The sequence below is a fragment of the Endozoicomonas sp. genome (assembly GCF_965196975.1).
Lineage (GTDB): Bacteria > Pseudomonadota > Gammaproteobacteria > Pseudomonadales > Endozoicomonadaceae > Endozoicomonas.
The window spans coordinates 3,848,073-3,871,803 of record NZ_OZ239981.1 but is presented as its reverse complement, the minus strand read 5'-3'; the positions used below and the strand labels follow the sequence as shown (position 1 = coordinate 3,871,803).

The following is a 23,731-nucleotide window of genomic DNA, read 5'->3' as shown; positions in this document are numbered from 1 at the left end:
ATTTTATCGAGAATTAAAATTCTCGATAAATATTGATTCTCGCTTTGATACAGGCTTGATAGTTAATTGATGAATTTTTTAATTTAAAGAGCCTTGTTTTGCAATAATTTAGCAAATGTAAGCTGAAGAAAATTGAGCGAATGTTCCAGCTTGTAAAGGGAATTCGCACTAATAAGCGTTATATTCAACTATGAGTAATCCCAAGAATCACCATTATATTCCCCAGTCTTATCAGCTTCTATTCTCGCTAGATGGACAGAACCTGTTTTACCTGGATAAAAAGGGCTCAAGAATTCTTGGGCCAGCTGGTCCTAGGAACTTCTGCTCTGAAAACTTTCTTTACTCTTTAACGGGAGAAGCGGCAAAGGCATCTGGCTCACCTACATTGATCGAAAATCCAATGCTATCAACCATTGATGGTGCCTTCGCAGCTGAAGTGGGAAAGTTGATATCAGATAATCCCGACAAAACCGATGTCAGTTTATATAACCTATCAAGGTTCTTTGGATTTTTATCCGCAAGACATCCAAGTCTTATCAATGAGTTTAAAGATGGGTTTGATCGGTCGCTTATAAGAGAAATATTAAAACATGCAAAGGCTGATGAAACCGCCCAAGAAAAGGCGAAAGAAATGGGTTTAGACCTGAATGACGACAGCCTTTTTGAGGGGGTATCATTTTCAGAGTCACGTAATATGACGCTTGTTAAGATGATTGAGAATGCGCAAGAAAATGCAGCTTGTATCGGGTGCTCTCTCAATTTGATAACTGACTCATAGGTTAGCTTCAACCTTTCCAGTCATGAACTCAGACCAAAGTTGTTCCCAGCGCCCCTTACTCTGGATCAGTGCTCTTGTTGTCAAAAGCACTTCCGCTCCTGTTGCTTTCCACCTCATTCCAGAACCACATAATCGTTGCTTTACCAGAGTCTTACAAGCCGCTTCAGTAACTCCTGAACCTATTGGCCAATGGCGTTTAAGCGCCTGATGATAATTCATTAACTGGTGATTGTTTGTAAAATAGCTCACAGCTTTGTAGCGCTTCTCTGTCAGTGCGATTGTCTTTTTCGGGAGCTCGGCTGATTCAATTTCCTGAAGGATTTTTTTGGCTGCTCCACGCTTGTTTTTCAAACTATGTAGCCTGTCTTCAAGCCACTGGTGTCGCTTCGCCTTACTGGTTGGAAACAGTGCTTCCGCTGCTCCAGCTAAATATTCAGATGCATGATAAAAATCGAGTATCTGCCCAGAGGTATGTTGTTTCAAATAACTCCAGTTTTCTCTAGCCCCGTCAGCTACCCCGATGTATGTGGCATTTGGGTAGAGTCGTTTTAGATCTGCAATCTCCTCGTCGAGCTTGCTCATAAAGCTTTGTTTACCATACTCTGGCGAACTGGCTGTATATATCGTGTGGAGCCTGTCTCCATCTGCAGAATATAGGCTCAATGTCCCACACATGGCTTCCCTCCAGCCTTCTTCACAAAGCAGCATGCAGGTTCCATCCAGACCAATGGCTATTGTTTCAACAGGCTCTTTTAGTGGAGGAAGGTGGTAGTGAGTGTCTTGCTGGTCTTCAATTAATGCACCTACTCTGTCCGATAAATGCTTGATATAAGAATTTGAAAGCGTCCTTTGATGGTTGGTCTCAAAATCTTCTTTTACCGCAGGCGCTGGCATCTGGCTGTATTTCCAGGCGATAGACTTGGCAAATTTGGGGGTAGCTGAACCAATAATACCGGCACGAAGATCAAGTGCTGCCAGAGTACTGCCACCTCTGACACCCTGATATACGGAGCGCTCCAAAGGTATACGACCGTATAAGGTTTCATAGTGCTTAAGAACCTTTCCTTTGTAGTTCCACTTCTGCTGATTAACGACGATAGGTTCTTTATTGGGTGATTCAAATAGCCCCAATAACTCTTTTGTTCCAAGCTGCCCGGCTTCATTGAGTGCACGCTGTAAACTATCTTCAAGATTCAGCATGTTGCCTGAATCTATAGAAACTTCAATTTGCAAAACGATGCTTTTGGTAGAGCTGGAAATAACAGAAGCGGGCATGACAGTTAACTATTATGAGTGGTGTTCCCATAGTAGCTGTGAAAATAGAGCACTATTGTTTCAATCATTCAGAGAGAGCACCCCTTGTATCCATGACTCCATGGGCTGGATATTTCTTTATTCATTCGAAGCCGATGTTCTTCTTTGTGATCAACCTTTCATTATAAAAGACGATCCAATTGTAATAGATCAATTATTCAGCGATAGAGATGAATACATTATTCTTATCCCTCTGTCTCGGCAGTTATGTCTGGCTCTATCGTCAGTTAAGTCGGATATTAAACATACACACATCAATTCGAGTCAGGCGATGGCAATAAATGACTTAATAATAAACAATGCTGAAAGGTGGGTGATCGGGCCCACTAAAGAGTCTATCCATGACTAAAGAATATAACAAACGCAGGCACGGCGACGGCTTTTCCGTTGCGGCTTCGCCTTCACTACAAAGCCGCGCGTGCTGCGGGCGTTAAGCGCACCAAGGATAGACACGATGATACTAGAGACTTCTCGGCTGAGAATAAGAGAAATATCAGAATCTGATTTAGATAATCTCTCCGAAATGCTTGCTGATGAAAGAGTGATGGAATTCTCTGTTAATGGGCCCATGAGTAAACCACAAGAATATATAAAAGAATATATAAAGGACACCCATAAATAATTTGACCAGCCAGACAACTTGTCTATTTTTATTCCGGTAACCATAAAGTAAACCGGAGCAACAATGACCACCGCCCGTAAAAACCTGATCGATACAACCAGCACACCTTACTACCACTGTATGGCTCGTTGTGTTCGTCGGGCTTTTCTCTGTGGCGAAGATACATTCAGTGGCAAAAACTATGAGCATCGCAGGGAATGGGTGGTTGACCGGCTGAAAGCGCTGTCCGGAGTCTTTGCTATTGAAGTGTGCGCCTATGCCGTGATGTCGAATCATTACCATGTGGTTGTCTTCATCAATCGTGAGTCTGGGGAGAGCTGGGACACCAAGACCGTGTTACAACGCTGGACAAGGCTGTTTACTGGGCCTCTGCTGGTACAGCGTTTTCTTTCCGGGGTATCACTGGATAAAGCGGAGTTGCTGCGGGTAGAGGAGTTTGCTGAAGAATACCGCTCCCGCTTACTGGACATAAGCTGGTTTATGCGCTGCCTTAATGAGCATCTGGCAAGGGAAGCGAATAAAGAAGATGGTTGCAAAGGACGATTCTGGGAAGGTCGCTACAAAAGCCAGGCTTTATTGGATGAAGCGGCATTGCTGACCTGTATGGCGTATGTTGACCTTAATCCTATCAGGGCAAAAATGGCCAGAACGCCGGAAACTTCAGATTATACTTCCATAAAAGAGCGGGCTACAAAAGCCAGTGGTGGTCGGCTCAGAAAACAGCATGCTCACCTCAAACCCTTGCGTTCACAAGGACAGAACCCGGAAACGGCTATTCCTTTTGCCCTGAGCAGTTATCTGGAGTTGGTAGACTGGACGGGGCGTATAGTTCGGCAGGATAAGAGAGGTTCTATTCCGGAGAATCTCCCATCCATTCTCGACAGATTGAAAATCGATCCGGATGAATGGCTGAAAACCATGAGTTGGAATAACCGTTTCCGTCGTGTGGTTGGCAGGCTGGGTGCTTTGAAAGCCTATGCAAAACAGAGTGGCAAACGGTGGCTTCATGGCATGTGCTGCAGTCAATCTCTGTATCTGCAATAGCAATAAGGCTGGAGCGTCTTCAAATTACTTTACTCAGGCTGATCTTAGCCTGAAACGTTTGACAGGATTTGACGTTCACCTTTTCGCACCGACGTTAATTTAATCCTTTGACAAAATAATATTCGAGCCTGGCTGCATGGGGTGATGTTTCGTCATGTGTTGAGCATCTGGGAATAAACTCGATTTTCTTATGTGTTTGTTCTCTGTACTTAATAGACCCTCTTTTTCTTTGGTCATTGTGACTCCGGCATTATTTATAGTTTCGAGAGTAAAGTTAAATTGGCTGTATTAATGGTCAAATAATTTATGGGTGTCCTTTATAGATTCTTTATAGATTATGGGTGTCCTTTATAGATTTCTCTTTATAGATTTCTTTATAGTACGTCAGTGCCAACACCTAGCATCACGATAACGTGTAAAAAATAATAAAGATGATTTCTAAAAAAACAAGTGAAACATGGAAAAGCATTCAATCGGAACTTATATCAGCACAGGATAAAATTAATAGAAAATTTTTAATATCAAAAAATCATCAAGAATTCTTAAGGTTTCTAAGAAACGATATTGAGAAATTGAATATATTGAAAGTTGATTTTCTTGACCAGAATTATTCTCGCTATGGGAAAATTATTACTACAAAAACAATAATACCAGAAAATGGAAGGCTATATTTTGAGACAGTATATTATCCTTTGTCAAAGAAATGCTTTCGGATGAAAAGAATAGCAATTTTAAATGGTTTTGTTTATAGCAAGCACTATATGGAGAGATTGATCGAAAGAAAAAGCACAAATTCAATGAAGAAAATAAAAGAAGAAATACTAGAAAGGTTCATTGAGATAGAAAATTACAAATTCACTCAAGAAATTGGTGGCTTAGATATATCAAATGATTTTATATTAGTGTATAAAAACTCAATTTCATTTTGTGTTTTAGAAATTCAAGATAATGATATTTTCGAAGCTGTAATGAAAACCGTGATAACAGAAAATGAATTGACATCCAACCAAAGAATGATGATTGACTATATACTAGGAAAAACAAATTCCGATTCATGCTTCTTAGCTGCTTATGATATGCCAAGAACCTTCAATGAAGCTGATAATGTCATTGAGGATACGAAAAAACGAACTTCTGGATCAAAAAGGGGGTACGTAGGAGATAAAATACATGAAAAAGTTGGCGATGCTAAATTTAAACGGGATAAAAAGGTAATTAAAGCCTTTGCCAATTATCTGGAAGCATATGACCCTGAATCACCTAAATTCCAGTTCTCATAATAGTCGAATGAGGCCCTCTTAATCCTTGAAGGCACCTAACAAAAATTTCCAGTTCTTTCCGGGGCTTCGTCCCTCCAACCGAGGTGTCTGGCTGCGCGTGGCTGAAATTGGCGTTACATGCTCGAGTTACCCACGAATACCAAAAACTTATTATTGAGTTTTATTAAAGATATCAACAATAGGCGTCCAGTTTTTGTAGGCAACACCATTTATATGCTGAATATATTCACAATGAAGTCTGTGTAAGGCAGAAAATGAAATCCTGTTTTAATAACGTAAGGGACACCAATGACTGACCAATACCAATTTATCGGTAACGAAAGCAATGGGCTGTTATTAAAAGGCTCGATTCCTGCCGGTAAAGCCATTGAATTGGCCGGAAAGGACTTCCATTTTGCCACGTCAAACATGGAAGGTTGTGTTCGCTGTGCCCTAATGGTCGTGCAGATTGACGATATTACCCCCTGGAAACTCCGCCTGTTCAAAACTTCATACCCAGAAGCCGTCTGGTTACTGGATTTTGGTAACGGTGAATTTATGGCGGTAAAAGCACATACCATTCCCCGTATGGTCAACATCCTGAGGCTTTTCGATAATTACAATACGGTCTCTGGGCAGATGGCATTGTCAAAAGAGGGGGATCGCGCTACGGTTAATATCTCTTCAAAGGACGGTCGCTTTAACGTTGAGCTTAATGGCTCAATACCGGGGGATACTACGCTGATTAATAAACTGTGGACTCGCAATAAAAAAGGGAAGTATTACCGTATTCCATGGGGAACATCCGATTGTGAGGTTATTTCGCGAATGAACTGTGAGGTCACCAGCGGTGATTTGGGTGCACAGGTGTTTGGCGATCAGGTCGTGTGGGATAACGACGCAGTCTATTTCACTAATCGTACTCACTTATGTGGCCCATCCTACGCTCAGGAGCCTCTGTAGTCGTCTAATTGTTAATACAGGCGAAGGTCTCTCTTCTGAATGCGGTACGTCAATCACAAGCCAGACATCACCAGTGATTGCGCTGATTCAAACTCATCCCCCTATACCCTCTACCAAGCGTTAGCTCCTGCCTGATGTAATACCCATTGCACTTTCTAACTCCCTGTTGCGCTGATGGCCTGAAGCGTAATCCTGCGTTAAAGTTCCTCGCCATAGCTATGGCTATGACTCGTCGCTTCACCTTTATGCCCTTTCGGGTATTGTTTTACTCTCTCGTCCCTCATGCTCATTACGGGTTTAGAACGTTTAATGGGTATAACGTCTACAACAGTCTGATTTTTTATTACCGCTTTGATGACAAACTCACTCAATGCAAGAACCGCTTCGGGCTCAGGCATTTTGGTGCTTCTACTGATAACCGCTCTGTCCAGGTAACTTCGCTGTAAGGTATAGATAATTCCGGCGGTGTGAACCGTATCCATTTCCCGGTCAAATACGTTGTGGGCGATGCCGTCCTTGAGGATTGCCATGATCCGGCTGCGCCAGCGGCGTCGAAGTCGGCGAAATAGTGGCTGATAGCGTGTTAAGGTTTCGGTGTCACCGATGAGCAGTGTCTGTAAAACGGGCTTATTGCGCAGAATATCAAATGGCGCGCAGATCAGGCTTTGCAGATCCGCCATCGGGTCGTCCTTATGGGTAGCAATGTGTGCGCTTTCTTCCAGCCATTGCGATAGCTCCCTGCGTAACGTGGCTTCATAGAGTGCCTGTTTGTTTTTATAGAAGCGGTAAATCAGTCCTTTCGATACTCCAGCATCCTGTGCAATGTCATCCATGGATGCACTCTGGTAACCGAAACGGGCAAACCGATGGCTGGCGGCCTGCAAAATGCGCTGATGACGGATTTCACTCTGCTGCTGTCGTTTGTTCATGACACGGTTCTTCTCTCTTCTCTCTTCTCTCTTCTCTCTTCTCTCTTCTCTCTTCTCCTTCCCACATCCTTTGGCTATCAACCTGAAGAACGCCTCACGGTACCTCGAACCGGCGCTGGAGTATAGGTTCAGGCTTTCAATCGCGCCTGGAAAGTAAGCACACGGTAATATCGGCCTCTGACCCTTTGTAGCCCCTATACTTTGTGTGGTTACCACATCACATTATTGATGTATGGAGGTCAGATATGCCTGAGAATCCCTACCTTACCGGTAACTACGCCCCCGTTGATGATGAATTAACGACATTTGACCTTAACGTTACCGGTTCTATTCCCCCAGAGTTGAATGGCTGCTTATTGCGTATTGGCCCAAACCCGATAAACCCTGATCCTGATGATTACTTCTGGTTTCTCGGTAATGGCATGGTTCATGGTTTATGCCTTCAGGAAGGGCGGGCAACGTGGTATCGCAGCCGATATGTGCGGGATGACCAGGTTGTGGCAGCCAAACAATGGCCACCGGTGGCTGGGCCGGATAATCCTTTACAATTACTCGGTGGCATTGTGAACACCAATATCATGGCTCATGCCGGAAGGTTATGGGCACTGATTGAAGCGGGTAACCTGCCGGTCGAACTGGATAGTGAGCTTGAAACCGTAGGCAGAACGAATATGGACGGCACGCTGCCCGGTGGTTTTACTGCTCATCCTCACCTTGATCCAGAGACGGGTGAGCTGCATGCTGTCGTTTATTCCCTGTTCTGGACGCATATTCAGTACCTGGTCGTTGGTACGAATGGCTGTGTACGAAAATCCGTCAATATCCAGTTGCCGGGTTTGCCCATGATTCACGACTGCATGTTCACAAAGCACTACGTCATTCTGCTCGACCTGCCGGTGGTGGCTGATGAATCCATACCAGCAAGCAGTGGTGAGCTGCCATTTCGATGGACACCCGGCTATGGTGCCAGAGTCGGCTTGCTTCCCAGAGAGGGGACGCCGGAGCAGATATCCTGGCATGAGCTTGAGCCCTGTTATGTGTTCCATATCATGAACGGTTTCGAGGATGATCAGGGCCGAGTCATACTGGATGTGGTTCGTCACAGCAGCTTTTTGGATTTAAGTACCCAGGGAGAGGGGAGTGGTAAACCGCCGACTCTGGTGCGCTGGACCGTCGACCCTCAACAGACAACCGTTCAGGAACAGTGCCTGGATGATCGCCCCCAGGAGTTCCCAAGGATTGATGAACGTCTGACTGGAAAACCCTACCGTTATGGTTACACCTCACCATTGCCTACCGTTCCTGAAATCGGATTGACAAAATACGATTTGAAGACGGGCCGTTCTGAAACTCACCTTGAAGGCAGGCACCGGACCTTTCTTGAGCCGGTATTTGTTCCCTGTGCTCCCGATGCCGCTGAAGATGATGGCTGGGTTATGGCGTTTGTTTACGATCAGGAAAAAAACAGCAGTGATGTGGTGATTATCCAGGCCCGGGGCTTTGCCGCTGAGCCGGTGGCCATCATCCACCTTCCACGACGTGTACCTTTTGGCTTCCATGGGAACTGGGTACCTTCGTCGTCTTTCGGGTAGCCTTTCCTTCGGTTTCGCTGACTTTTCAATATTTCATAGTCACTGAGTGCCATTTACTATCGATCGTGCTGCCCGGCATGGTTCCGGGTATTGGCATGGACAATAAATGGAGGTGGGTATGGGACAGTGGACAAAAGAACATCTTCTTGATGCCTGGCAGCACTACGAAGCGGTGGTGGAGCGGTGTGGTAAAAGCAATGACTGGAACGACTACGCAGACCTGTTTACGGAAGATGGCCGTTATGTGGACGATGTCGACCCTGATCGAAACAGCCGGGAAGAAATCCGGGACTGGATTAACGGTATTTACACCAATCCGGTTGCCAGGGCAGTCAGAACCTTTGTGACCAAGTGGTTTATTGTGGATGAAGAAAGAGGCTGGGTGATAGCGGAGTTTGACAATATTTGGGACGATCCGGGTAATGGTCAGGTGTTCAGTTTCCGTAACTATACGCTGATGAAATACGCCGGTGATTATCAATGGTGCTTTCAGGAGGATCAGTACAACCCTCAAAAGCGAATGGAAGCCGGTATGGGGTGGATGCAGGCACGTCAGGCGTTGAAAAAGAGTGTGAAGGAAACGGTTTAACTAAGGGCTTTTTATTGTCGATTGATCCTTTTAATGAACATTCTTTCCTTACGCCGGTCTTAACCAAATAGCGACTTCTTAAGAATAACGAGGGAGGCAGTAACCAGCAAATAGCGTGTTTGCTGCTATAACTTTGTAATAAGTCTTGGTTAGACCCTATTGATGAGGAAAGAATGTCTGACAAAAAAGTGATGGTAAGTGCCTGTTTGCTGGGTGAAAAATGCCGGTTTGATGGTGGTACCTGTACGAATCAGCTACTAAAGGACGACCTTGAGGATGTTCAGCTGATTCCGGTCTGCCCGGAAGAGATGGGCGGGCTGTCCACGCCACGGCCCAGGGCCAGGATTGTTGGCAGGGAAGGTAATGCTGATGGAGCGGATGTACTTGGCGGTGAGGCTCAAGTTCTGACCCATGAGGGGAAGGATGTTTCCGATGCCTATATTCGAGGCGGCATCAAAACACTGGATCTGGCCAGGTCATCCGGAGTCGAACTGGCGATTTTAAAAAGCAACAGCCCATCCTGTGGGTGCGGTCAGGTGTTTACTGAAGACTTTCAGAATCTTAAATCAGGTGATGGCACCACCACCGCCATTCTGAAAAAAGCGGGCATTCAGGTCGTTAATGACGCTGATTACCATCAGGCGTTGAATGACTACAAAAAGAAGTAGTTCTCTTACCCAAATAGCTTCTGCCCCACTACTTTTCCAATAACACCAGGTGTCATAAGTACTGCCGGGCTTTTTAAAAAAGAGAAGGCGTTAATAAAGCGTTGATGAATATCCTCGTCTTTACCAGCCAGTTTCATAACGGCTTTGGTATATCCATTTATGATTCCAATGCCCAGCGGCTTTTTCCCCGTTGTTCCTGTATGCATAAAGTCTGGACTGGCAGCCATCAGCCATGGCAAAAGTTTTGACTGACTGATCTTTCTCTGTAACTGCCCAATGTGTCTGGCAGTTGGGTTGATCTCCCTCTGCTTAAGAAAAAGCTCAAGCTTTTTCAGGTCAAACAGCATCATGGTGATACCCTGGCCGTAGATTGGGTTAAAACTGCAGACGGCATCGCCTATCACCAGAAAGTTATCTGGCCACGGTTTAATATGGTCGAATCTACGCCATAAACTGCCGGGGCACCGGTAGTTCATTGTTTCACTGACAGCAGTGGCCTGTTGTAAAACGTCATACAGGTCTGGCTGAGGAAGCGATTGCGCGTACTCCATGAAACCATCCATATCGATGGGAGCCGCTTCACCATTGATACCGATTAATGTTGCCATCCATTCACCATTACTAATGGGATAGATCAGGCCTCCTCTGGAGGTCAGCGGTGGCTCGGGATAAATGGCAAGTACTTTCCAGTCCAGAGTCTTTATCAGGCTGTCTGGAAGTTTGAAGCGCGATGTAGTGTATGAAAGCTGAGCACGGACCTCGTCTTCTCTGATATGGGTGATATTTGCTTCACTGAGCCATTTGGGGGTATGGGTTCCCCGGCCAGAGGCATCAATGATCAGGTCAGCTTCCAATGCATTTATTTCCTTTTTATCCGTGCCAGTCTGGTAACGTACACCGCTGATGTGGCTGCCTTCTTCAGCCACCATAAGCCCAATAACACGAGATTTGCTGTTCAACAGAATGTTGTCGACCGAGAGCACGTCCTGACGAACACGCCACTCAAACTGTGAACGTTGACACCAGCCCATATTCACACCGGAGTGAAACCGCTTTTTCCAGACGCCAAACTGAAACCATTTCAGGTCTTCAGCCGCATCTGCCGGATAGATGCCATATTCCCGAGGGTTGAGTTCAGGGGAGTCTAAGAGCTGTTTCAGTATTTCCATACCACTGGGCAATAGAACGTGAGAGTGTGGCCCCTGGCCAACCCCTTTATGGAGGCCGTTCTCGCTGTTGAGCGTATCCTTTTCCAGAATGACCACTTCCCGGAAAAAGGGTGACAGGGTTTTCGCTGTCATCAAACCCGCGATACTTCCACCAATCACCACTGCTCTTTGCATAAGCCCTGTCTCACTATCTCCCGAATGGTTCTATTACCATGATGCATAACGGTAAAAAATCAAGCCGCTGTTTTTTATTGACCGGCATGGTTTTGAATCTTTTCCCTTAGCCACTGGTGAGCAGGACTGTAGTCCGTTCTTGAATGCCAGATCATCACGTGCTCAATCGGCAGGGTTTCAAAGGGTTGCTCAATAACCTGCAGATTAAACAGTGGGGCGTACCGGCTGGCCAGGCTCCGCGATGTGCTGCCGATGCTGTCTGAGCTGGAAACCAGTGCCAGCATGGACATCAGGGAGTCGCATTCGGCGCTGATTTTCCGGGGTTTCAGTGGTGTTTTGGTGAAGTAGTCAGCGGCGTACATATTACTTCTACGTAAACGGATAGTGACGTGTTTTTCCTGGTAGTACTGTTGCTCAGTCAGTGCCCTGTTTATTCGCGGATGATCTTTTCTGGCAACGATGACGATTTCATCCTGAATGATGGGATGACTTTTATAGGACAGGCTCTGGTGGCCTTTCACATCCAGAGCCAGATCGGCTTTCTGCATGCTCAGGGCCTGTAACATCTCTTCTTCATGACTGGGAGCGATGACAAATTCAACACTAACGTTGCCCATGGTGGTGTCATGCTCAATCTCCGGGTGAAAGTGCAGAAGCGCCATTTCGTTACAGAGCACTTTGAAGGTGCGAGGCTGCTGCGGATCGAACTGTTTTATATTGCTGATGGCGTTACTGACATTGTTCAGGGCCGGTGAGATCTCACTGGCCAGCTGAACGGCAATATGAGTAGGGGATATCCCACGGCCTTCCCTGACAAACAGCTCTGCGCCTAACTGCTGCTGCAGGCGTTTAAGGGCTCCACTGACACCAGGCTGTGTCATCTCCAGGGCATCGGCTGCCAGCGTAATAGAGCCCAGACGATAGACTTCAAGGAAAACCGAAAGCAGGTTCAGATCAAGGGAAGCGGCTGTTTTTGTAATCACAATACATAACCATTCGTGATGTTTTGAATAAACATTACTTTATTTTTTGTTATGAGTATTGCCCATAAACTGGCTTCAACAAAACGACAGATGATTTAAAGAATATACCCAAAGGATTTCAAGTTGCTACGCGACGGCAAGAGAGCGAATCCCCGTGAGCGAATGCTGCCAACAAAGTAGCAGCTTGAAAGGCGAAGGGTAACAGTTGGAGAGACAGTTATGAAAACCCAGACTCAAACCAAATTCACCGCACTTGCCCTGGCTATGTCCATTGCGCTGCCAGCAGGAGCCGCCGGTCATCACTATCATGACCACGTTCATGGTGATCTTACCGTTCACGGAAAGCCCGCCAGTGTGCACACGCTAGCCGCTAACAAAGCGTTGAGTGAACAACTGAACTGGCAAGACCGTGATGCCTTTGAGCGTAATGAAAAAGGGCTGATCGTTCCCCTGGATTTCAGAACCGCCAACATCATGAGAAACAGTTATGACTTTATCAGTCAGGATGAGATAGCCGACACTGTTAATCCATCACTGTATAGACAGGCTCAGGTAAATAATACGGCGGCAGGTCTCTATGAGGTGCGCGATGGCATTTACCAGGTGCGGGGAACAGACCTTTCAAATATTACCTTTATCCGGGGTGAGACTGGCTGGATTGTTTACGATGTTCTGGTGACCCGGCAGGCGGCGGAACTCTCTACAAAGTTTTTCCTGGAAAATATACCGGAAGGTGGCGACCTGCCCATTGTGGCGATGATCTATTCCCACAGCCATGCAGACCACTTTGGCGGCGCCCGTGCGATTCAGGATATGTTTCCCGATGTGAAGGTTTATGGCTCCCATAACATCACCAAGGAAGTGGTGGATGAAAATGTGCTGGCTGGCAATGCCATGTCCCGACGGACGTCTTACCAGTATGGTTCCACGCTCGGGGCTCATGAACACGGGATCGTCGATGCGGGTCTGGGAAAATCAACGTCGACCAGTTCGCCTGAGTATGGTAAGGGCGAAATCACGTATGTGGTGCCGGATTACACCTTCAACGGCCAGGGAAAGTATGAGCATTACCGTATCGATGGCCTTGAGATGATTTTTATGGACATCTCCGGTACTGAGGCGCCTTCTGGCATGGTGACGTACATTCCATCGATGGATGCCCTGTGGACCGGCGAAATAATGTATCACGGTATGCACAATATCTACACGCTGCGCGGTGCCAAGGTGCGTGATTCGCTGAAATGGTCCAAAGACATCAATGAGATGATCAATGAATGGGGCAGTGATATTGATGTGCTGTTTGGCTCCCACTCATCACCCATCTGGGGCAATGATGAAGTCCTCGATTTCATGAAGCTGCAGCGGGATAACTATGGCTTTGTCCACAACCAGACGCTGCGTCTGGCGAACAATGGCGTGGTGATGCAGGACATTGGTGATGCAGTGGTTGAGGCGCTCCCTGATACCCTGGAAAAGGCATGGCATACCAATGGCTATCACGGTTCTTACAGCCATAACGCCAAAGCCGTTTACAACATGTACCTGGGCTATTTCGATATGAATCCGGCGAACCTGAATCCACTGCCAGTGAAGCAGGAGGCCTCCAGAATGGTGGACTACATGGGTGGAAGTGAGGCCGTGTTCAAGCTGGCCCAGGCGGATTATGAAAAGGGAGAGTACCGTTTTGTTGCCACGGTCATGAATAAGGTGGTGCAGGCTGAACCCGATAATAAAGCGGCCCGTCAGTTACTGGCCGACACCTATGAACAGCTGGGGTATCAGGCGGAAAATATGGGGTGGCGAAACACCTACCTGACCGGTGCCCAGGAATTGCGTGTGGGCACTTTGCCTGGAACACCCAAGACGGCATCACCGGATGTATTGTCTGAAATGTCCATCACCAACCTGTTGGATTACATGGCCGTGAAGGTGGACTCAACCATTGCACAACATGTGCCTTTTACCATGAATGTGGTGGTTCCGGATATTGATGAAGTGCACTTTGTGGAGATGTCCAACGGTAACCTGAATAACGGCCTGGTGGATAAAGCCCGTGACGCGGATGCCACACTGTTTATCAATAAGTCCGATGTGACTCAGATCCTGCTTGGCAAAACAACGCTGGCTGAGTTGTTTGAAAGTCGTCAGGCCGGACTGGAAGGGGACGCCTCTGTAATGGATAAGCTGAAGCAGGCTTCTGTTGAGTTCGACCCTTCATTTGAAATCGTGCCCCGTCCTGTGAAAGGGCAGACCGTAGACGCCCACCTCTACAACCTGGGTTAACCGTTCACATTTTTCCTTTCAGTGGGGAGCCTGGTGCTCCCCTTTTTTTACGCTTTTTCTGAGAATACGTCATGTCTACAAAAATGCAGTGGGCTGCTTTTGCTTTGCCATTTTTTCTGTTGGGGGTATCGCTTCCACATTCCGTGAAAGCTCAGGAGTCGGACGAGGTTCAGGATATGTCGGATCCCATGGCGGTTTACACGCAGGCCGGGGCGGGTCTGAGTAACGAGGGGTTAAACCTGAAAATTGGTCACGCTTATGACACCGGGAATCCTGACACCATGGCGATGAACCTGATTGAACTGAAGGGGTTTCTGGGGGACACGCTGGGGCTGGATGGGAATGATTCCGTGAATACGTTTCGCTATCGACATTTTTCCCTGGATACAACCACCGGCCGGGGAGCCCAGATTGATATCAACTGGAACTTTAATAACGACATGGGCAGTGCATCGTACAGTTTCATCCAGGCGTTGCCTGAGATGGGCGTCGTGCAATTTTATCCACTGGCCGGTGTCGGTATTACGGTGAGGGATACCGGAAAAATAGTGGATCAGAAAGATCCGGACTTTGGCAGTGTCGGTTATGCCATTCCTTCCAGTTTTGCCGTGATCGGTACCTACACAGCGATTGAGATCAGTGAGAAGGTCTGGCTTAACTACAACCCGATGTATGTAAAAACGATCAATGACAATACCCGAATGAGTGATTTGTCCGATGGCTTTCATCATGAGCTGGCGGTTAGCTATCAGTTGAATCCTCGGCAGAATGTGCGCTGGTTTGCCAACTATAACGATACTGAGGTGAATATTGAGAATGACTGGGACTGGCGGCTGGAGTTTAATCACCAGTTTTAGGCCCTGTATACCCGTCGTCTTTCAAGTTGCTACTTTGTTGGCTACTCTCGCTCACTGGAGCGCCAGTCCGGCATGGTCACATAGTATTTCTATGCTCCCATGGATTCGCTCATTTGCCGCCGCGCAGCAACTTGAAATCCATTGGGTATAAATGAAGGCTGTACATATGCCCGGCCTTCTTATATGATGCACGCCGCTGACGAGAGCTGGTTTGCCGATGTAAACCTTTCTGCCAGTGAGTTGAACGATTGTTGTTGACTCCTGCAGGAAATTGAGTATGATTCGCCCTCGTTGACGTAACGCGCTCGTAGCTCAGCTGGATAGAGTACCTGGCTACGAACCAGGCGGTCGGAGGTTCGAATCCTCCCGAGCGCGCCATATCAGAAAAGCCCATCTCGATGAGATGGGCTTTTTTTATGCCTGTAAAACTAGCGTTCAACTTCTTCCAGACTGTTAATGAAAAGACTCTTTGTTTCTGGGGAGAGGGAGTACGTAAGATAAGAACTAAGGGACAGCACTATTCATCACTGTCCCTTTTTTGAAATGCGATTAAGCGTTGGCAGCGGCCATCGTCAGGCCTGGCTGTTGAGTGGTGCCCAGCTGCTCTTCAGTCTGCTGTGCCAGGTAAAGATCGCGATAGTGCCCTTCCTGTTGCAGCAGTTCCTCATGGGTTCCACGCTGCACAATCCGTCCTTTATCCATCACCAGAATCTGGTCGGCATCCTGAATCGTGGAAAGACGGTGAGCCACCGCGATGGTGGTCCGGTTTTCCCGCAGAGTAATCAGTGCCTCTTTAATATGATGTTCTGTTTCACCATCGATATTGGCAGTGGCTTCATCCAGCAACAGAATTTTTGGATTCTGGGCAATGGTTCTGGCAAACGACAATAGCTGTCTTTCACCCGTGGACAACGCTTTGCCTCCGGGGCCAGGCTTGTGTTCATAGCCGTCATCCAGCCCCTGGATAAACGGATCGGCGTGTACTTTTCTGGCTGCTGCCTGAACGTGCTCATCAGTGATCTGGTGATGGTTCAGACTGATGTTCTCAGCCATTGTTCCACTGAAAATATAGGGTTCCTGGAACACCAGACCTAAACCCTGACGCAATGTGTCTTCCTTCAGGCTGGTCAACGGCTGGTTGTCAATCAGAATCTGGCCTTCCTGATGCTGGTAAAAACGCATCAACAGATTGATTACGGAGCTCTTGCCGCTGCCACTGTGGCCCACAATGGCGACAAACTGCCCTGGCTCAACGGTGAAGCTGACATTATCCAGCGCCCGATTTTTGGAGTCATAAGACAGTGTTACGTTATTGAATTCCAGCTTGCCGCTGTGGATCTCAGCACTGTCAGTCTGGTTTTTACTCTGGCCATGCTGACTGTCTTCTGTCTCTTCATTCAATACCTGGAACAGTCTTTCGGAGGCAACCAAGGATTGCTGCAGGCTGCTCATCTGCATGGTGATCTGCCTGAACGGTTCAAAGAAACGGCCCAGGTAATTAATAAAGGCGTAGAGTGTACCGACTTCGACCAGCGAAAAACCGGACTGGTAGCCAAACCAGCCCACCACAACCGCCAGGGCAATACCATTCAGCAGGTGAGTGAAAGGCATCAACAGCAGGCTGTCGATATTGATGTTCTTGCGCTTGAGCTGGCTCCACTCTTCATTGTCCTTGTCAAACTGCTGTTGCAGGTGTGCTTCCTGCCCCATGGCCTGGATGATGCGCATGCCATTCAGGGACTCATTGACGCGGGTATTAATGTTGGCCAGCTGACTGCGTACTCCGTGAATCACGGGGTGACTGATTTTCTGGTAGAGGTGAATCGCCAGCAGCATGACGGGAATCAGCATCGCGGTCATGAACATCAGGCGGACATCCAGCAGGGCCATGGCGATAAAGATACCCACCACCCGAAAAAAGGCCTGAAGAATTGCCGGGATCACGCCCACAAACATCTGCCGCAGAACTTCAGAGTCATTGGTGATACGGGACACCAGACGACCAGTAGGCTCACTGTCGAAGTAGCTCATGGGCAGTCTCAGAACATGGGCAAACAGCATGCGTCGGATGTCATGAACCACCTTAAGTGCATTTTCCTGAAACTTCACATTCTGGATGTATTGAAGGATGGCCGAGCCCAGGTAGGTGCCGAACAGGGCAGAGCCCATCATGGCCAGGCCCATCGTATCATTCACTCCAGGGGCGATGTGTTCATCCAGAATGATCTTCATCAGCCACGGTGCCAGCATTTCCAGGCTGGTGGCCAGCAGCAGGATCAGAAAGGCACCCAGAAACTGCCATTGATAGGGTTTGGCGTAACGAACCAGCCTGGCCAGTCCACGGTAGCCTGATGTTTTTTTCTCGTCGTTTGCTAACACTGCATTGTTCCTCAGGCTACATCGGGCCGTTTAATCACGGCGTCTGGTTTCACTTCCAGAGGGTGCAGCAGTGTTCTGGCCTGCTGTCGGAAGATTTTTGCATACCAGTGTTCGGTCGTATTCTCTTCAGGCTGGTCAGAAGACATCAGTCGATCATGGTTGCCCTGCTCGATAATGCGGCCGCGATCCAGTACCAGAATATGGTCAGCAGTAATCAGCTCCGGTAGCCGCTGAGTGACCAGAATGATGGTTTTCTTACCTTTCATGGCCATCAGGTTCTTCAGAATACGGGCCTCGGTTTTCATATCCAGGGCACTGAAGGCATCGTCCAGCAACAGGATTTCAGCGTCAGCCAGCAGGGCACGGGCCAGTGCCAGGCGTTGCTTCTGGCCTCCGGACAGGTTGATGCCGTTCTCACCCAGCAGGGTGTCGTAGCCATCCTTAAAACCCATGATCTCTTCATCGATAGCCGCCAGTTTTGCTGCTTTTTCAACCGCTTCCAGACTGGCATCCGGTGCGGAAAAGCGAATGTTGTCTGCGATGGTGCCGGAGAACAGCATGGGTTCCTGGGGCACCCAGGCCAGTTTTTCCCGCAGCGATTCCACGGTCAGCTGTTGCAGTGGAATATTCCCCATTTTGATGAATGAGCCTTTAGGAAGATCAAACTCACGCAGGATCAGCCTGAGCAGGGTACTTTTGCCACTGCCGGTACGACCGGTAATCCCGATAAAGGCACCCGCAGGTATCTCAGTAGAGATACCTTGCAGTACCGGCTTCTCGTCAGACGCAGCGTTATAGCCAAACGACTGGATGTTTATCGAAAGGCTTGTGTCGCCTGGAGCCTGTTGGGCATCGGGGGCATTACTCACCTTTGGCTGGCGGGACAGCAGTTTTTCGAGACGTCCCCAGGACGCACTGCCGCGCTGGAAGACATTGAACTGCCAGCCAAACTGCAGCATAGGCCCCAGCATCTGACTCAGGTACAGGGTGAAGCTGGTTAACAGACCGACGGTCAGCTGACCATGGCTGATCAACCAGGCTCCACCCACCAGTGCCAATACGAAAGAGAGGCCAAAGAACAGGCTGATACTCGGGCCAAACAACGCATCGACTCTGGCAACGCTGGTATTGGCCTCGACAGCTTCCATGGATAGCTGTTCAAAGCGTTGAGTTTGCCGTTCGGTCAGCTGATGTGCTTTGACCGCACGAATGCCGGTGATGGACTCACGGGTTTCTTCGTTCAGGTTGGAAAAGGCTGCCTGTGAGCGACCAAAGCGTGAGTACAATGCAACTCCGTAGCGTTTGGTCACCCAGACCAGTACCGGGAACGGCAACATGGCCAGCAGGGTCAGTTGACCACTCACCAGGAACACCATGGCAAACAGAACGGTAAAGCCGGCGATCAGGGAGTCCACCAGGGTCATGATCCCGACACCAACGCTCTCCTCAACCGCATTGAGGTCGTTGGTGGCATGGGCCATCAGGTCACCGGTGGTGTGGTGCTGGTAAAACTCCGGAGAGAGCTGGGTGAAATGGGCAAACAACCGACTGCGCTGCTTACGGATCAGCTCAATGGAGGCACCGTAAAGCTTGGCTCTCCAGACGTATCGGAAACCATATACCAGCACACCAGTGATCAGTATCCCGGCAACATAACCGGCCAGTTCCCGGTTTGTAAGGCTATTGTCTTTTATGCCGTCAACCACATGACCAATCAGCCAGGGGGGCAGCAGGTTCAGGGCTGAGACAATCTGCAGACAGATAAAGGCCAGCAGGTATTGCGGCCAGTAGTCCTTCAGGAGTAACTATTCAGCACCCAGCAAAGGCGTATTGTTGTAATTTCGAACCGCTTTAAGAAGCGCCTGAAATATGTTCAACCCCTGCTTTTTAGCAGATGATAAATAGCTTCGGATTCGGGTAAACATGGTACCTCCGTCTTCGCTTCTGAAGCAGCCTGAGATCTTCTGCTCAAGTTTGGCCATCCTGGCATCACGTTCACTGCCATTGTTATCGAAGGGAATTGAAAAGTCCGACATGAAGCGCAACGTTTCAACCTTAAACTCAATAAGCCTTTTGAACAGGTTGTAGGCCTTGGTATTCCTGACCTTCTTACGTCCAAGCACCTGTCGTTGTTTTTCCATATAAGCGGTTTCCTTCGTGAGAGCCCTTTGAAGGATTTGGTCGTATATCGTCTCAATGCGAAGCTGTATTGCACCAGGCATTTGAGTCAGACCGGCTGCTTTGTATTTCTTGCAGAAGTGCCAGGAGAGCGTAAGCAATTTCATCAGCCGCAGAGCCAGCTTATTCGCATCCCTATCGACAACTCCCTGAAGCTCTCTCAGATGATGGGCATTACAAAGCACATGCACTGCCGCATAGGCAAAGTAGGACTTCCAATGATCGTGAACCAGAATGCCTGCAAAAGTCAGCAGGATGCCCATTGCATCCATTGCTTCACAACCTCGCCTTTCTGAGAGGTAGTAAAGCGTCCATTGGTCATCTCGCATAATGTGTAACCACCACAGTGAACCGTCAACCCGCATGCCAGTTTCATCCGCTCCTGCAACCGGACTTTCTTGTAAAGCATCGCGGATACTCTGCTCAGTAGAGGCCAGGTTCTCATGGGTATAGGCAACAAAATTGGCAACAGAGCCTGCGCTGACACTCATGCAATAAATAGTATTGAAATACTCAGACACCCGGTGATATGGGATGAAGTGATACTGGTTTAAATGAACAGCCATTGCCTGAGTCACTTCTCCGTATTGAGCAGCGGCTTTCACTCCTTGGGGAAACTCAGCGGTGTTCCGTTTACCACAAGGACATACTTTAACGTCTGCCCAGTACGCGGTAACTTCAAATTCTCCGGGTCTACCTGGATCAAAAACCTGTCGCTCAATGTATTTGGTGGGTTTAATATCGATAAGCGAAGACTGGCAACAGCAACATTTTTCAACCTTCAGATGCCTGACATAATCGGGTAAGGCGACACGTCTCAAACAAGAGCCTTGATGACCTTTCTGGCCACCTGGTTTATTGCCTGAAGATGGTCTAAGGCTTTTGGGGTTCGGTGTTTCCTGTGAGGAGCAGGGGGCTTCTTTGGAAGATGTATCACCTTTATCACTCCCTTTTTTACTGGGCTTTTGATAACCATCTGACGATGGTGGCTTACTACTGTTTTGACTGTTTTTATTAACCCTTTCTTCCAGTTCGCTGCAACGTTCCCGTAAAAGCGCATTCTCGGTCCGAAGCTCTTCATTCTCTTTAAGGAGAGCTTCGGTAAACGGAGTAGCTGGGAAGTCTGGTTCCATACTGGAGATTTGTTAGAAAAATTGAGTATAAGATGATGGTCGAAAAATCAGAAAATTCCAGATTTATATGAAGGGTGCTGAATAGTTACAAATTGAGTATAAGATGATGGTCGAAAAATCAGAAAATTCCAGATTTATATGAAGGGTGCTGAATAGTTACAATTCCAGAATACTGATTATGAATAAAGTGATAGGGTGGGGGCTGTTGCTGGTTTGGAAATGCCGTGCCACCACTCAATTGGCTTTGAAATGCATGTTGGTTTGCAGGTGTCATGAGTGAGCCTGAAGAAACTTTTTTATCTGAAGTAACTATGTCATCAAACTTTCCTTTGCTGTCTTCTGTTGGAAAGATTGGAGTTGTCTGCTGGGTAACAGCGTGACGACTTTGAGAGTAACGGGAATGCTGGTCATAGGGAGCAAACCTGAAGTGTTGCTGGTTATCCCTGAGCCTGTGTTGATGAGTATATGGAAGAAAGCTTTGGCTTGCTGCTAGAGTATTATAACCTTGACTAAACACTTGATCGTTTTGGTCATAATATCTTCCATGGTCGTTGTTACTGTGACTTGAAATTATTTCGTTGCAGAAGGGGTTGCTTAAGGGTTGATCGATGTATTGCTTGCAGGTGGTACCTGCTGGAATTTTCGGCTGAACTTTTTGACAGCTGGCCGGAGCTGAACTCTGAGGATTGAAATATTGTGTACCAGCAAGATATTCTGCGTGATGCTGGCGGCAGGCTAGAGAGTAAAGCCTGCCCGATGCACTTACTGGACTCGAAAAATCGCTTGCGCAAAAGCTGGTGACATTATCTTTGGATGGGGTATGTTGCTCAGGGTTGGTTGTGGCTGAATATGAATGACCCGCTGGAGTGGTACCCTGTGCATGAGATCGAAGTGTTTCTATGGCCAGGTCAAGATCATCTATGACGTTTTCATATGTATATTGTTGATGAGTGTCCGGATGACGGGTATTAATTGTCAGTAAACTCTGATCATTATTCCCTGTGGTATCAGGCGTATTCTGAACTGAAAAGTTGCATGGAGTGGCACTTGTTAAAGGCTCGACATGTAGCTCTGGTTTTCCAGAAGCACGAGAGCCTAAAGTATAGCTGGCAGGCTTTTGGTAAGCTGATTTAACAGGTAATGCGATGCCACTATCCGGTGTTCCTCGATCCTGTTTACCTGTTTGCTGATGAACACCTGCCACATACCTGCAGTGTTTCTTCAATAACCTTTTTGCCAGAGAGGTATGAACTGGTTTTGTAACAGGGTCGGTATCATCTGGGTTTGGGGTTAATGCTATTTGTGAATCATACCCGCTTTCATTACCGCGAAGAAAAGGTTCAGAAGGAACCATGATGGAATCTTCATCACTGTAGTCAGAAGTATCTAATATTGAACCTGTAGGTCTTGGAGAACTTGAACTATTGAGTTGCATAAACTTCATATTCTCAAGCGACTGTTCCTGCGGCATTGACGACTGACAGTGAGGCTGGGGACTTTCTTTTGGGAGAGGAACGGCTTTTTGAGCTAGTTGTGCAGCTTGTCTATGGAGGCCTTGAATGGCCGGATGGGGAGAGCTTTTATTTTTTTGACCATTGCCTGTCTTTGCTTTTTTATTTGGTCTGGCTTTTTTCTTCCTTTTGACTCTAATATTAAATTTATCCAGAAGCGAATCGGGTACATCTTCCCTAAACAATAAATCTTCGGGAATCACTCTTTTGGATTCAGGGTTCTCAATAGTAATAAAATATCTGGGAATGGAAGAAGCATCGCTATCTCCTGCTTCTTCTGTTTCAATACTTGCCATTTCCTTGTTTCCAGTTGATTCACCTGTCTGAATATCTGATGTTTCAGGGCAATCTTCATGGCTTAAGCTATTTGCTGTTACTGCTGCTGTTTCATGGCTGGGCTGAAGAGAGTCTGGTGGTATCCATGTTTTTGCTTTCACCTTGGGTGTACCAGAAACAGTGCGAGGCGCAGTATTATTACCCTCTGGAATACTTGATAATATAGGGGAGTATTCTGAAAGCTGGTATTGAGTTACATGATTATTAAGTTCTTTAACCGGTAATGGCATGCGTTGACTTAAAGCATTTTTCACCTCCTGAATTTCTTGTGGATTTCTTTTTATAACAGCACCGCCTGCTAACTTATGCTGAACACAAAATCGGTTCTTGGTTTTTTGCCAGACTGCGTTGGTTATTACTGCTTTATGCCACCGGACTATTTCCTCAGCCTTTGATAGTAGGTTGCAAACATCAACTGCTTCATCAGGAAATAGCATTTTTGATAATTTGGTGAAAGCTGCAGACTCATCGGGATACTCAGGATCGCTGTTTACGTTCACAGTTTGGTGACGTACATGACCCGTAACCTGTCCAGAATTCAGTGGTGCGGTATCCCTCTGGTAATGAGCAAAGTACTTGATAGTTCTATCGAGTATGCAGACAGTATCATCATCCTGTATACCCAGCTCTTCCTTGATCAGCTTAAGATGATGCATTCCGACGTCATCAATATCTACCTTAGCTGCTTTGGGTCCATTACACTGCGCCCTACCGGAGTTACGTTTTCCTGCCACGACAGGATCTGGGGCTTCGTTTATTCCTTGGTCCTGTCTATGTTGACCGTGTACTCTCGGTTGTTGTACTCCATACATCAGAAGCACTATTCATTCAATTATTCAGTAGTGTTTGGATACACATATCAGCAAGATAGTTCAGAAGTAATTTGAGTTTTTTATACAGCGCTGTTTCTCGGGTGGCTGCTTGCCTATCCAGCTGTGCTTTGATAGAACCACTATCCACATTCAGTGTC

General features: G+C 47.3%; 18 protein-coding genes and 1 tRNA gene. 11 read left to right on the top strand and 8 right to left on the bottom strand.

The features are described 5' to 3' along the window. Positions 1-190 precede the first annotated feature (190 nt). Positions 191-778, top strand: coding sequence for a DUF4238 domain-containing protein (locus ACOCLE_RS17460; protein ID WP_419533537.1), 588 nt, complete (start codon positions 191-193; stop codon positions 776-778). On the opposite strand, the gene ACOCLE_RS17455 is transcribed toward ACOCLE_RS17460, so the two are convergent. Continuing rightward, positions 773-2,053, bottom strand: a complete 1,281-nt coding sequence (locus tag ACOCLE_RS17455) for an ISKra4 family transposase (RefSeq protein WP_419532972.1) — start codon at positions 2,051-2,053, stop codon at positions 773-775. The genes ACOCLE_RS17460 and ACOCLE_RS17455 overlap by 6 nt on opposite strands. On the opposite strand from ACOCLE_RS17455, the gene ACOCLE_RS17450 reads away from it, so the two are divergent. The 4 genes from ACOCLE_RS17450 to ACOCLE_RS17435 all read left to right on the top strand — a co-directional run bounded on the left by ACOCLE_RS17450 (position 1,977) and on the right by ACOCLE_RS17435 (position 5,980). Next, positions 1,977-2,441, top strand: coding sequence for a DUF4238 domain-containing protein (locus tag ACOCLE_RS17450; RefSeq protein ID WP_419533536.1), 465 nt, complete (start codon positions 1,977-1,979; stop codon positions 2,439-2,441). The two genes, ACOCLE_RS17455 and ACOCLE_RS17450, sit on opposite strands and share 77 nt — an antisense overlap. 336 nt (positions 2,442-2,777) lie before the next feature. Next, complete coding sequence (locus ACOCLE_RS17445) at positions 2,778-3,758, top strand: transposase (protein WP_419533535.1); 981 nt, start codon at positions 2,778-2,780, stop codon at positions 3,756-3,758. A 431-nt stretch (positions 3,759-4,189) separates the two neighbouring features. Further along, complete coding sequence (locus ACOCLE_RS17440; protein WP_419533534.1) at positions 4,190-5,038, top strand: hypothetical protein; 849 nt, start codon at positions 4,190-4,192, stop codon at positions 5,036-5,038. 288 nt (positions 5,039-5,326) lie between these two features. Further along, complete coding sequence (locus ACOCLE_RS17435) at positions 5,327-5,980, top strand: hypothetical protein (protein WP_419533533.1); 654 nt, start codon at positions 5,327-5,329, stop codon at positions 5,978-5,980. A gap of 197 nt (positions 5,981-6,177) precedes the next feature. On the opposite strand, the gene ACOCLE_RS17430 is transcribed toward ACOCLE_RS17435, so the two are convergent. Beyond that, positions 6,178-6,909 carry a TetR/AcrR family transcriptional regulator gene (locus tag ACOCLE_RS17430; RefSeq protein ID WP_419533532.1) on the bottom strand — a complete coding sequence of 244 codons (732 nt, stop codon included), beginning with the start codon at positions 6,907-6,909 and terminating at the stop codon, positions 6,178-6,180. Positions 6,910-7,154: 245 nt separating this feature from the next. Here ACOCLE_RS17430 and ACOCLE_RS17425 point away from each other — a divergent pair, with 245 nt between their 5' ends. From ACOCLE_RS17425 to ACOCLE_RS17415, 3 genes are all read left to right on the top strand, one after another. Further along, on the top strand, positions 7,155-8,501 hold the full coding sequence (locus tag ACOCLE_RS17425; RefSeq protein ID WP_419533531.1) for a carotenoid oxygenase family protein: 1,347 nt from the start codon (positions 7,155-7,157) through the stop codon (positions 8,499-8,501). A 118-nt stretch (positions 8,502-8,619) separates the two neighbouring features. After that, positions 8,620-9,090, top strand: coding sequence for a nuclear transport factor 2 family protein (locus tag ACOCLE_RS17420; RefSeq protein ID WP_419533530.1), 471 nt, complete (start codon positions 8,620-8,622; stop codon positions 9,088-9,090). A gap of 173 nt (positions 9,091-9,263) precedes the next feature. Continuing rightward, a complete protein-coding gene (locus ACOCLE_RS17415; RefSeq protein WP_419533529.1) occupies positions 9,264-9,758 on the top strand; it encodes a DUF523 domain-containing protein in 495 nt (164 codons plus the stop codon). A 5-nt stretch (positions 9,759-9,763) separates the two neighbouring features. On the opposite strand, the gene ACOCLE_RS17410 is transcribed toward ACOCLE_RS17415, so the two are convergent. Both ACOCLE_RS17410 and ACOCLE_RS17405 read right to left on the bottom strand, forming a co-directional pair. After that, positions 9,764-11,101, bottom strand: a complete 1,338-nt coding sequence (locus ACOCLE_RS17410; protein WP_419533528.1) for an NAD(P)/FAD-dependent oxidoreductase — start codon at positions 11,099-11,101, stop codon at positions 9,764-9,766. A 74-nt stretch (positions 11,102-11,175) separates the two neighbouring features. After that, positions 11,176-12,084, bottom strand: a complete 909-nt coding sequence (locus ACOCLE_RS17405; RefSeq protein WP_419533527.1) for a LysR family transcriptional regulator — start codon at positions 12,082-12,084, stop codon at positions 11,176-11,178. A 219-nt stretch (positions 12,085-12,303) separates the two neighbouring features. On the opposite strand from ACOCLE_RS17405, the gene ACOCLE_RS17400 reads away from it, so the two are divergent. The 3 genes from ACOCLE_RS17400 to ACOCLE_RS17390 all read left to right on the top strand — a co-directional run bounded on the left by ACOCLE_RS17400 (position 12,304) and on the right by ACOCLE_RS17390 (position 15,602). After that, entirely contained in the window at positions 12,304-14,367 is a 2,064-nt protein-coding gene (locus ACOCLE_RS17400; RefSeq protein WP_419533526.1) for an alkyl/aryl-sulfatase, read from the top strand. 71 nt (positions 14,368-14,438) lie between these two features. Then, on the top strand, positions 14,439-15,224 hold the full coding sequence (locus tag ACOCLE_RS17395; protein ID WP_419533525.1) for a hypothetical protein: 786 nt from the start codon (positions 14,439-14,441) through the stop codon (positions 15,222-15,224). Between the two features lie 301 nt (positions 15,225-15,525). Beyond that, positions 15,526-15,602, top strand: a tRNA-Arg gene (locus ACOCLE_RS17390). Between the two features lie 171 nt (positions 15,603-15,773). On the opposite strand, the gene ACOCLE_RS17385 is transcribed toward ACOCLE_RS17390, so the two are convergent. From ACOCLE_RS17385 to ACOCLE_RS17370, 4 genes are all read right to left on the bottom strand, one after another. Then, the gene (locus ACOCLE_RS17385; protein ID WP_419533524.1) at positions 15,774-17,603 is read right to left on the bottom strand and encodes an ABC transporter ATP-binding protein; all 1,830 of its coding nucleotides are present in this window, start codon (positions 17,601-17,603) and stop codon (positions 15,774-15,776) included. Between the two features lie 11 nt (positions 17,604-17,614). After that, positions 17,615-19,375, bottom strand: coding sequence for an ABC transporter transmembrane domain-containing protein (locus tag ACOCLE_RS17380; RefSeq protein ID WP_419537225.1), 1,761 nt, complete (start codon positions 19,373-19,375; stop codon positions 17,615-17,617). Positions 19,376-19,408: 33 nt separating this feature from the next. Beyond that, positions 19,409-20,914, bottom strand: a complete 1,506-nt coding sequence (tnpC, locus tag ACOCLE_RS17375) for an IS66 family transposase (protein ID WP_419533523.1) — start codon at positions 20,912-20,914, stop codon at positions 19,409-19,411. Positions 20,915-21,032: 118 nt separating this feature from the next. Continuing rightward, positions 21,033-23,573, bottom strand: coding sequence for a hypothetical protein (locus ACOCLE_RS17370; protein WP_419533522.1), 2,541 nt, complete (start codon positions 23,571-23,573; stop codon positions 21,033-21,035). Between the last annotated feature and the right edge of the window lie 158 nt (positions 23,574-23,731).

What these genes read in the sequence shown, in the direction of transcription:
- ACOCLE_RS17415 (WP_419533529.1), top strand. Translation starts at nt 9,264, where the DNA reads ATGTCTGACAAAAAAGTGATGGTAAGTGCCTGTTTGCTGGGTGAAAAA.
- ACOCLE_RS17445 (WP_419533535.1), top strand. Translation starts at nt 2,778, where the DNA reads ATGACCACCGCCCGTAAAAACCTGATCGATACAACCAGCACACCTTAC.
- ACOCLE_RS17435 (WP_419533533.1), top strand. Translation starts at nt 5,327, where the DNA reads ATGACTGACCAATACCAATTTATCGGTAACGAAAGCAATGGGCTGTTA.
- ACOCLE_RS17370 (WP_419533522.1), bottom strand. Translation starts at nt 23,573, where the DNA reads ATGTATGGAGTACAACAACCGAGAGTACACGGTCAACATAGACAGGAC.
- ACOCLE_RS17400 (WP_419533526.1), top strand. Translation starts at nt 12,304, where the DNA reads ATGAAAACCCAGACTCAAACCAAATTCACCGCACTTGCCCTGGCTATG.
- ACOCLE_RS17430 (WP_419533532.1), bottom strand. Translation starts at nt 6,909, where the DNA reads ATGAACAAACGACAGCAGCAGAGTGAAATCCGTCATCAGCGCATTTTG.
- ACOCLE_RS17450 (WP_419533536.1), top strand. Translation starts at nt 1,977, where the DNA reads ATGTTGCCTGAATCTATAGAAACTTCAATTTGCAAAACGATGCTTTTG.
- ACOCLE_RS17460 (WP_419533537.1), top strand. Translation starts at nt 191, where the DNA reads ATGAGTAATCCCAAGAATCACCATTATATTCCCCAGTCTTATCAGCTT.
- ACOCLE_RS17440 (WP_419533534.1), top strand. Translation starts at nt 4,190, where the DNA reads ATGATTTCTAAAAAAACAAGTGAAACATGGAAAAGCATTCAATCGGAA.
- ACOCLE_RS17425 (WP_419533531.1), top strand. Translation starts at nt 7,155, where the DNA reads ATGCCTGAGAATCCCTACCTTACCGGTAACTACGCCCCCGTTGATGAT.
- ACOCLE_RS17410 (WP_419533528.1), bottom strand. Translation starts at nt 11,101, where the DNA reads ATGCAAAGAGCAGTGGTGATTGGTGGAAGTATCGCGGGTTTGATGACA.
- ACOCLE_RS17420 (WP_419533530.1), top strand. Translation starts at nt 8,620, where the DNA reads ATGGGACAGTGGACAAAAGAACATCTTCTTGATGCCTGGCAGCACTAC.
- ACOCLE_RS17455 (WP_419532972.1), bottom strand. Translation starts at nt 2,053, where the DNA reads ATGCCCGCTTCTGTTATTTCCAGCTCTACCAAAAGCATCGTTTTGCAA.
- ACOCLE_RS17395 (WP_419533525.1), top strand. Translation starts at nt 14,439, where the DNA reads ATGTCTACAAAAATGCAGTGGGCTGCTTTTGCTTTGCCATTTTTTCTG.
- tnpC (WP_419533523.1), bottom strand. Translation starts at nt 20,914, where the DNA reads ATGGAACCAGACTTCCCAGCTACTCCGTTTACCGAAGCTCTCCTTAAA.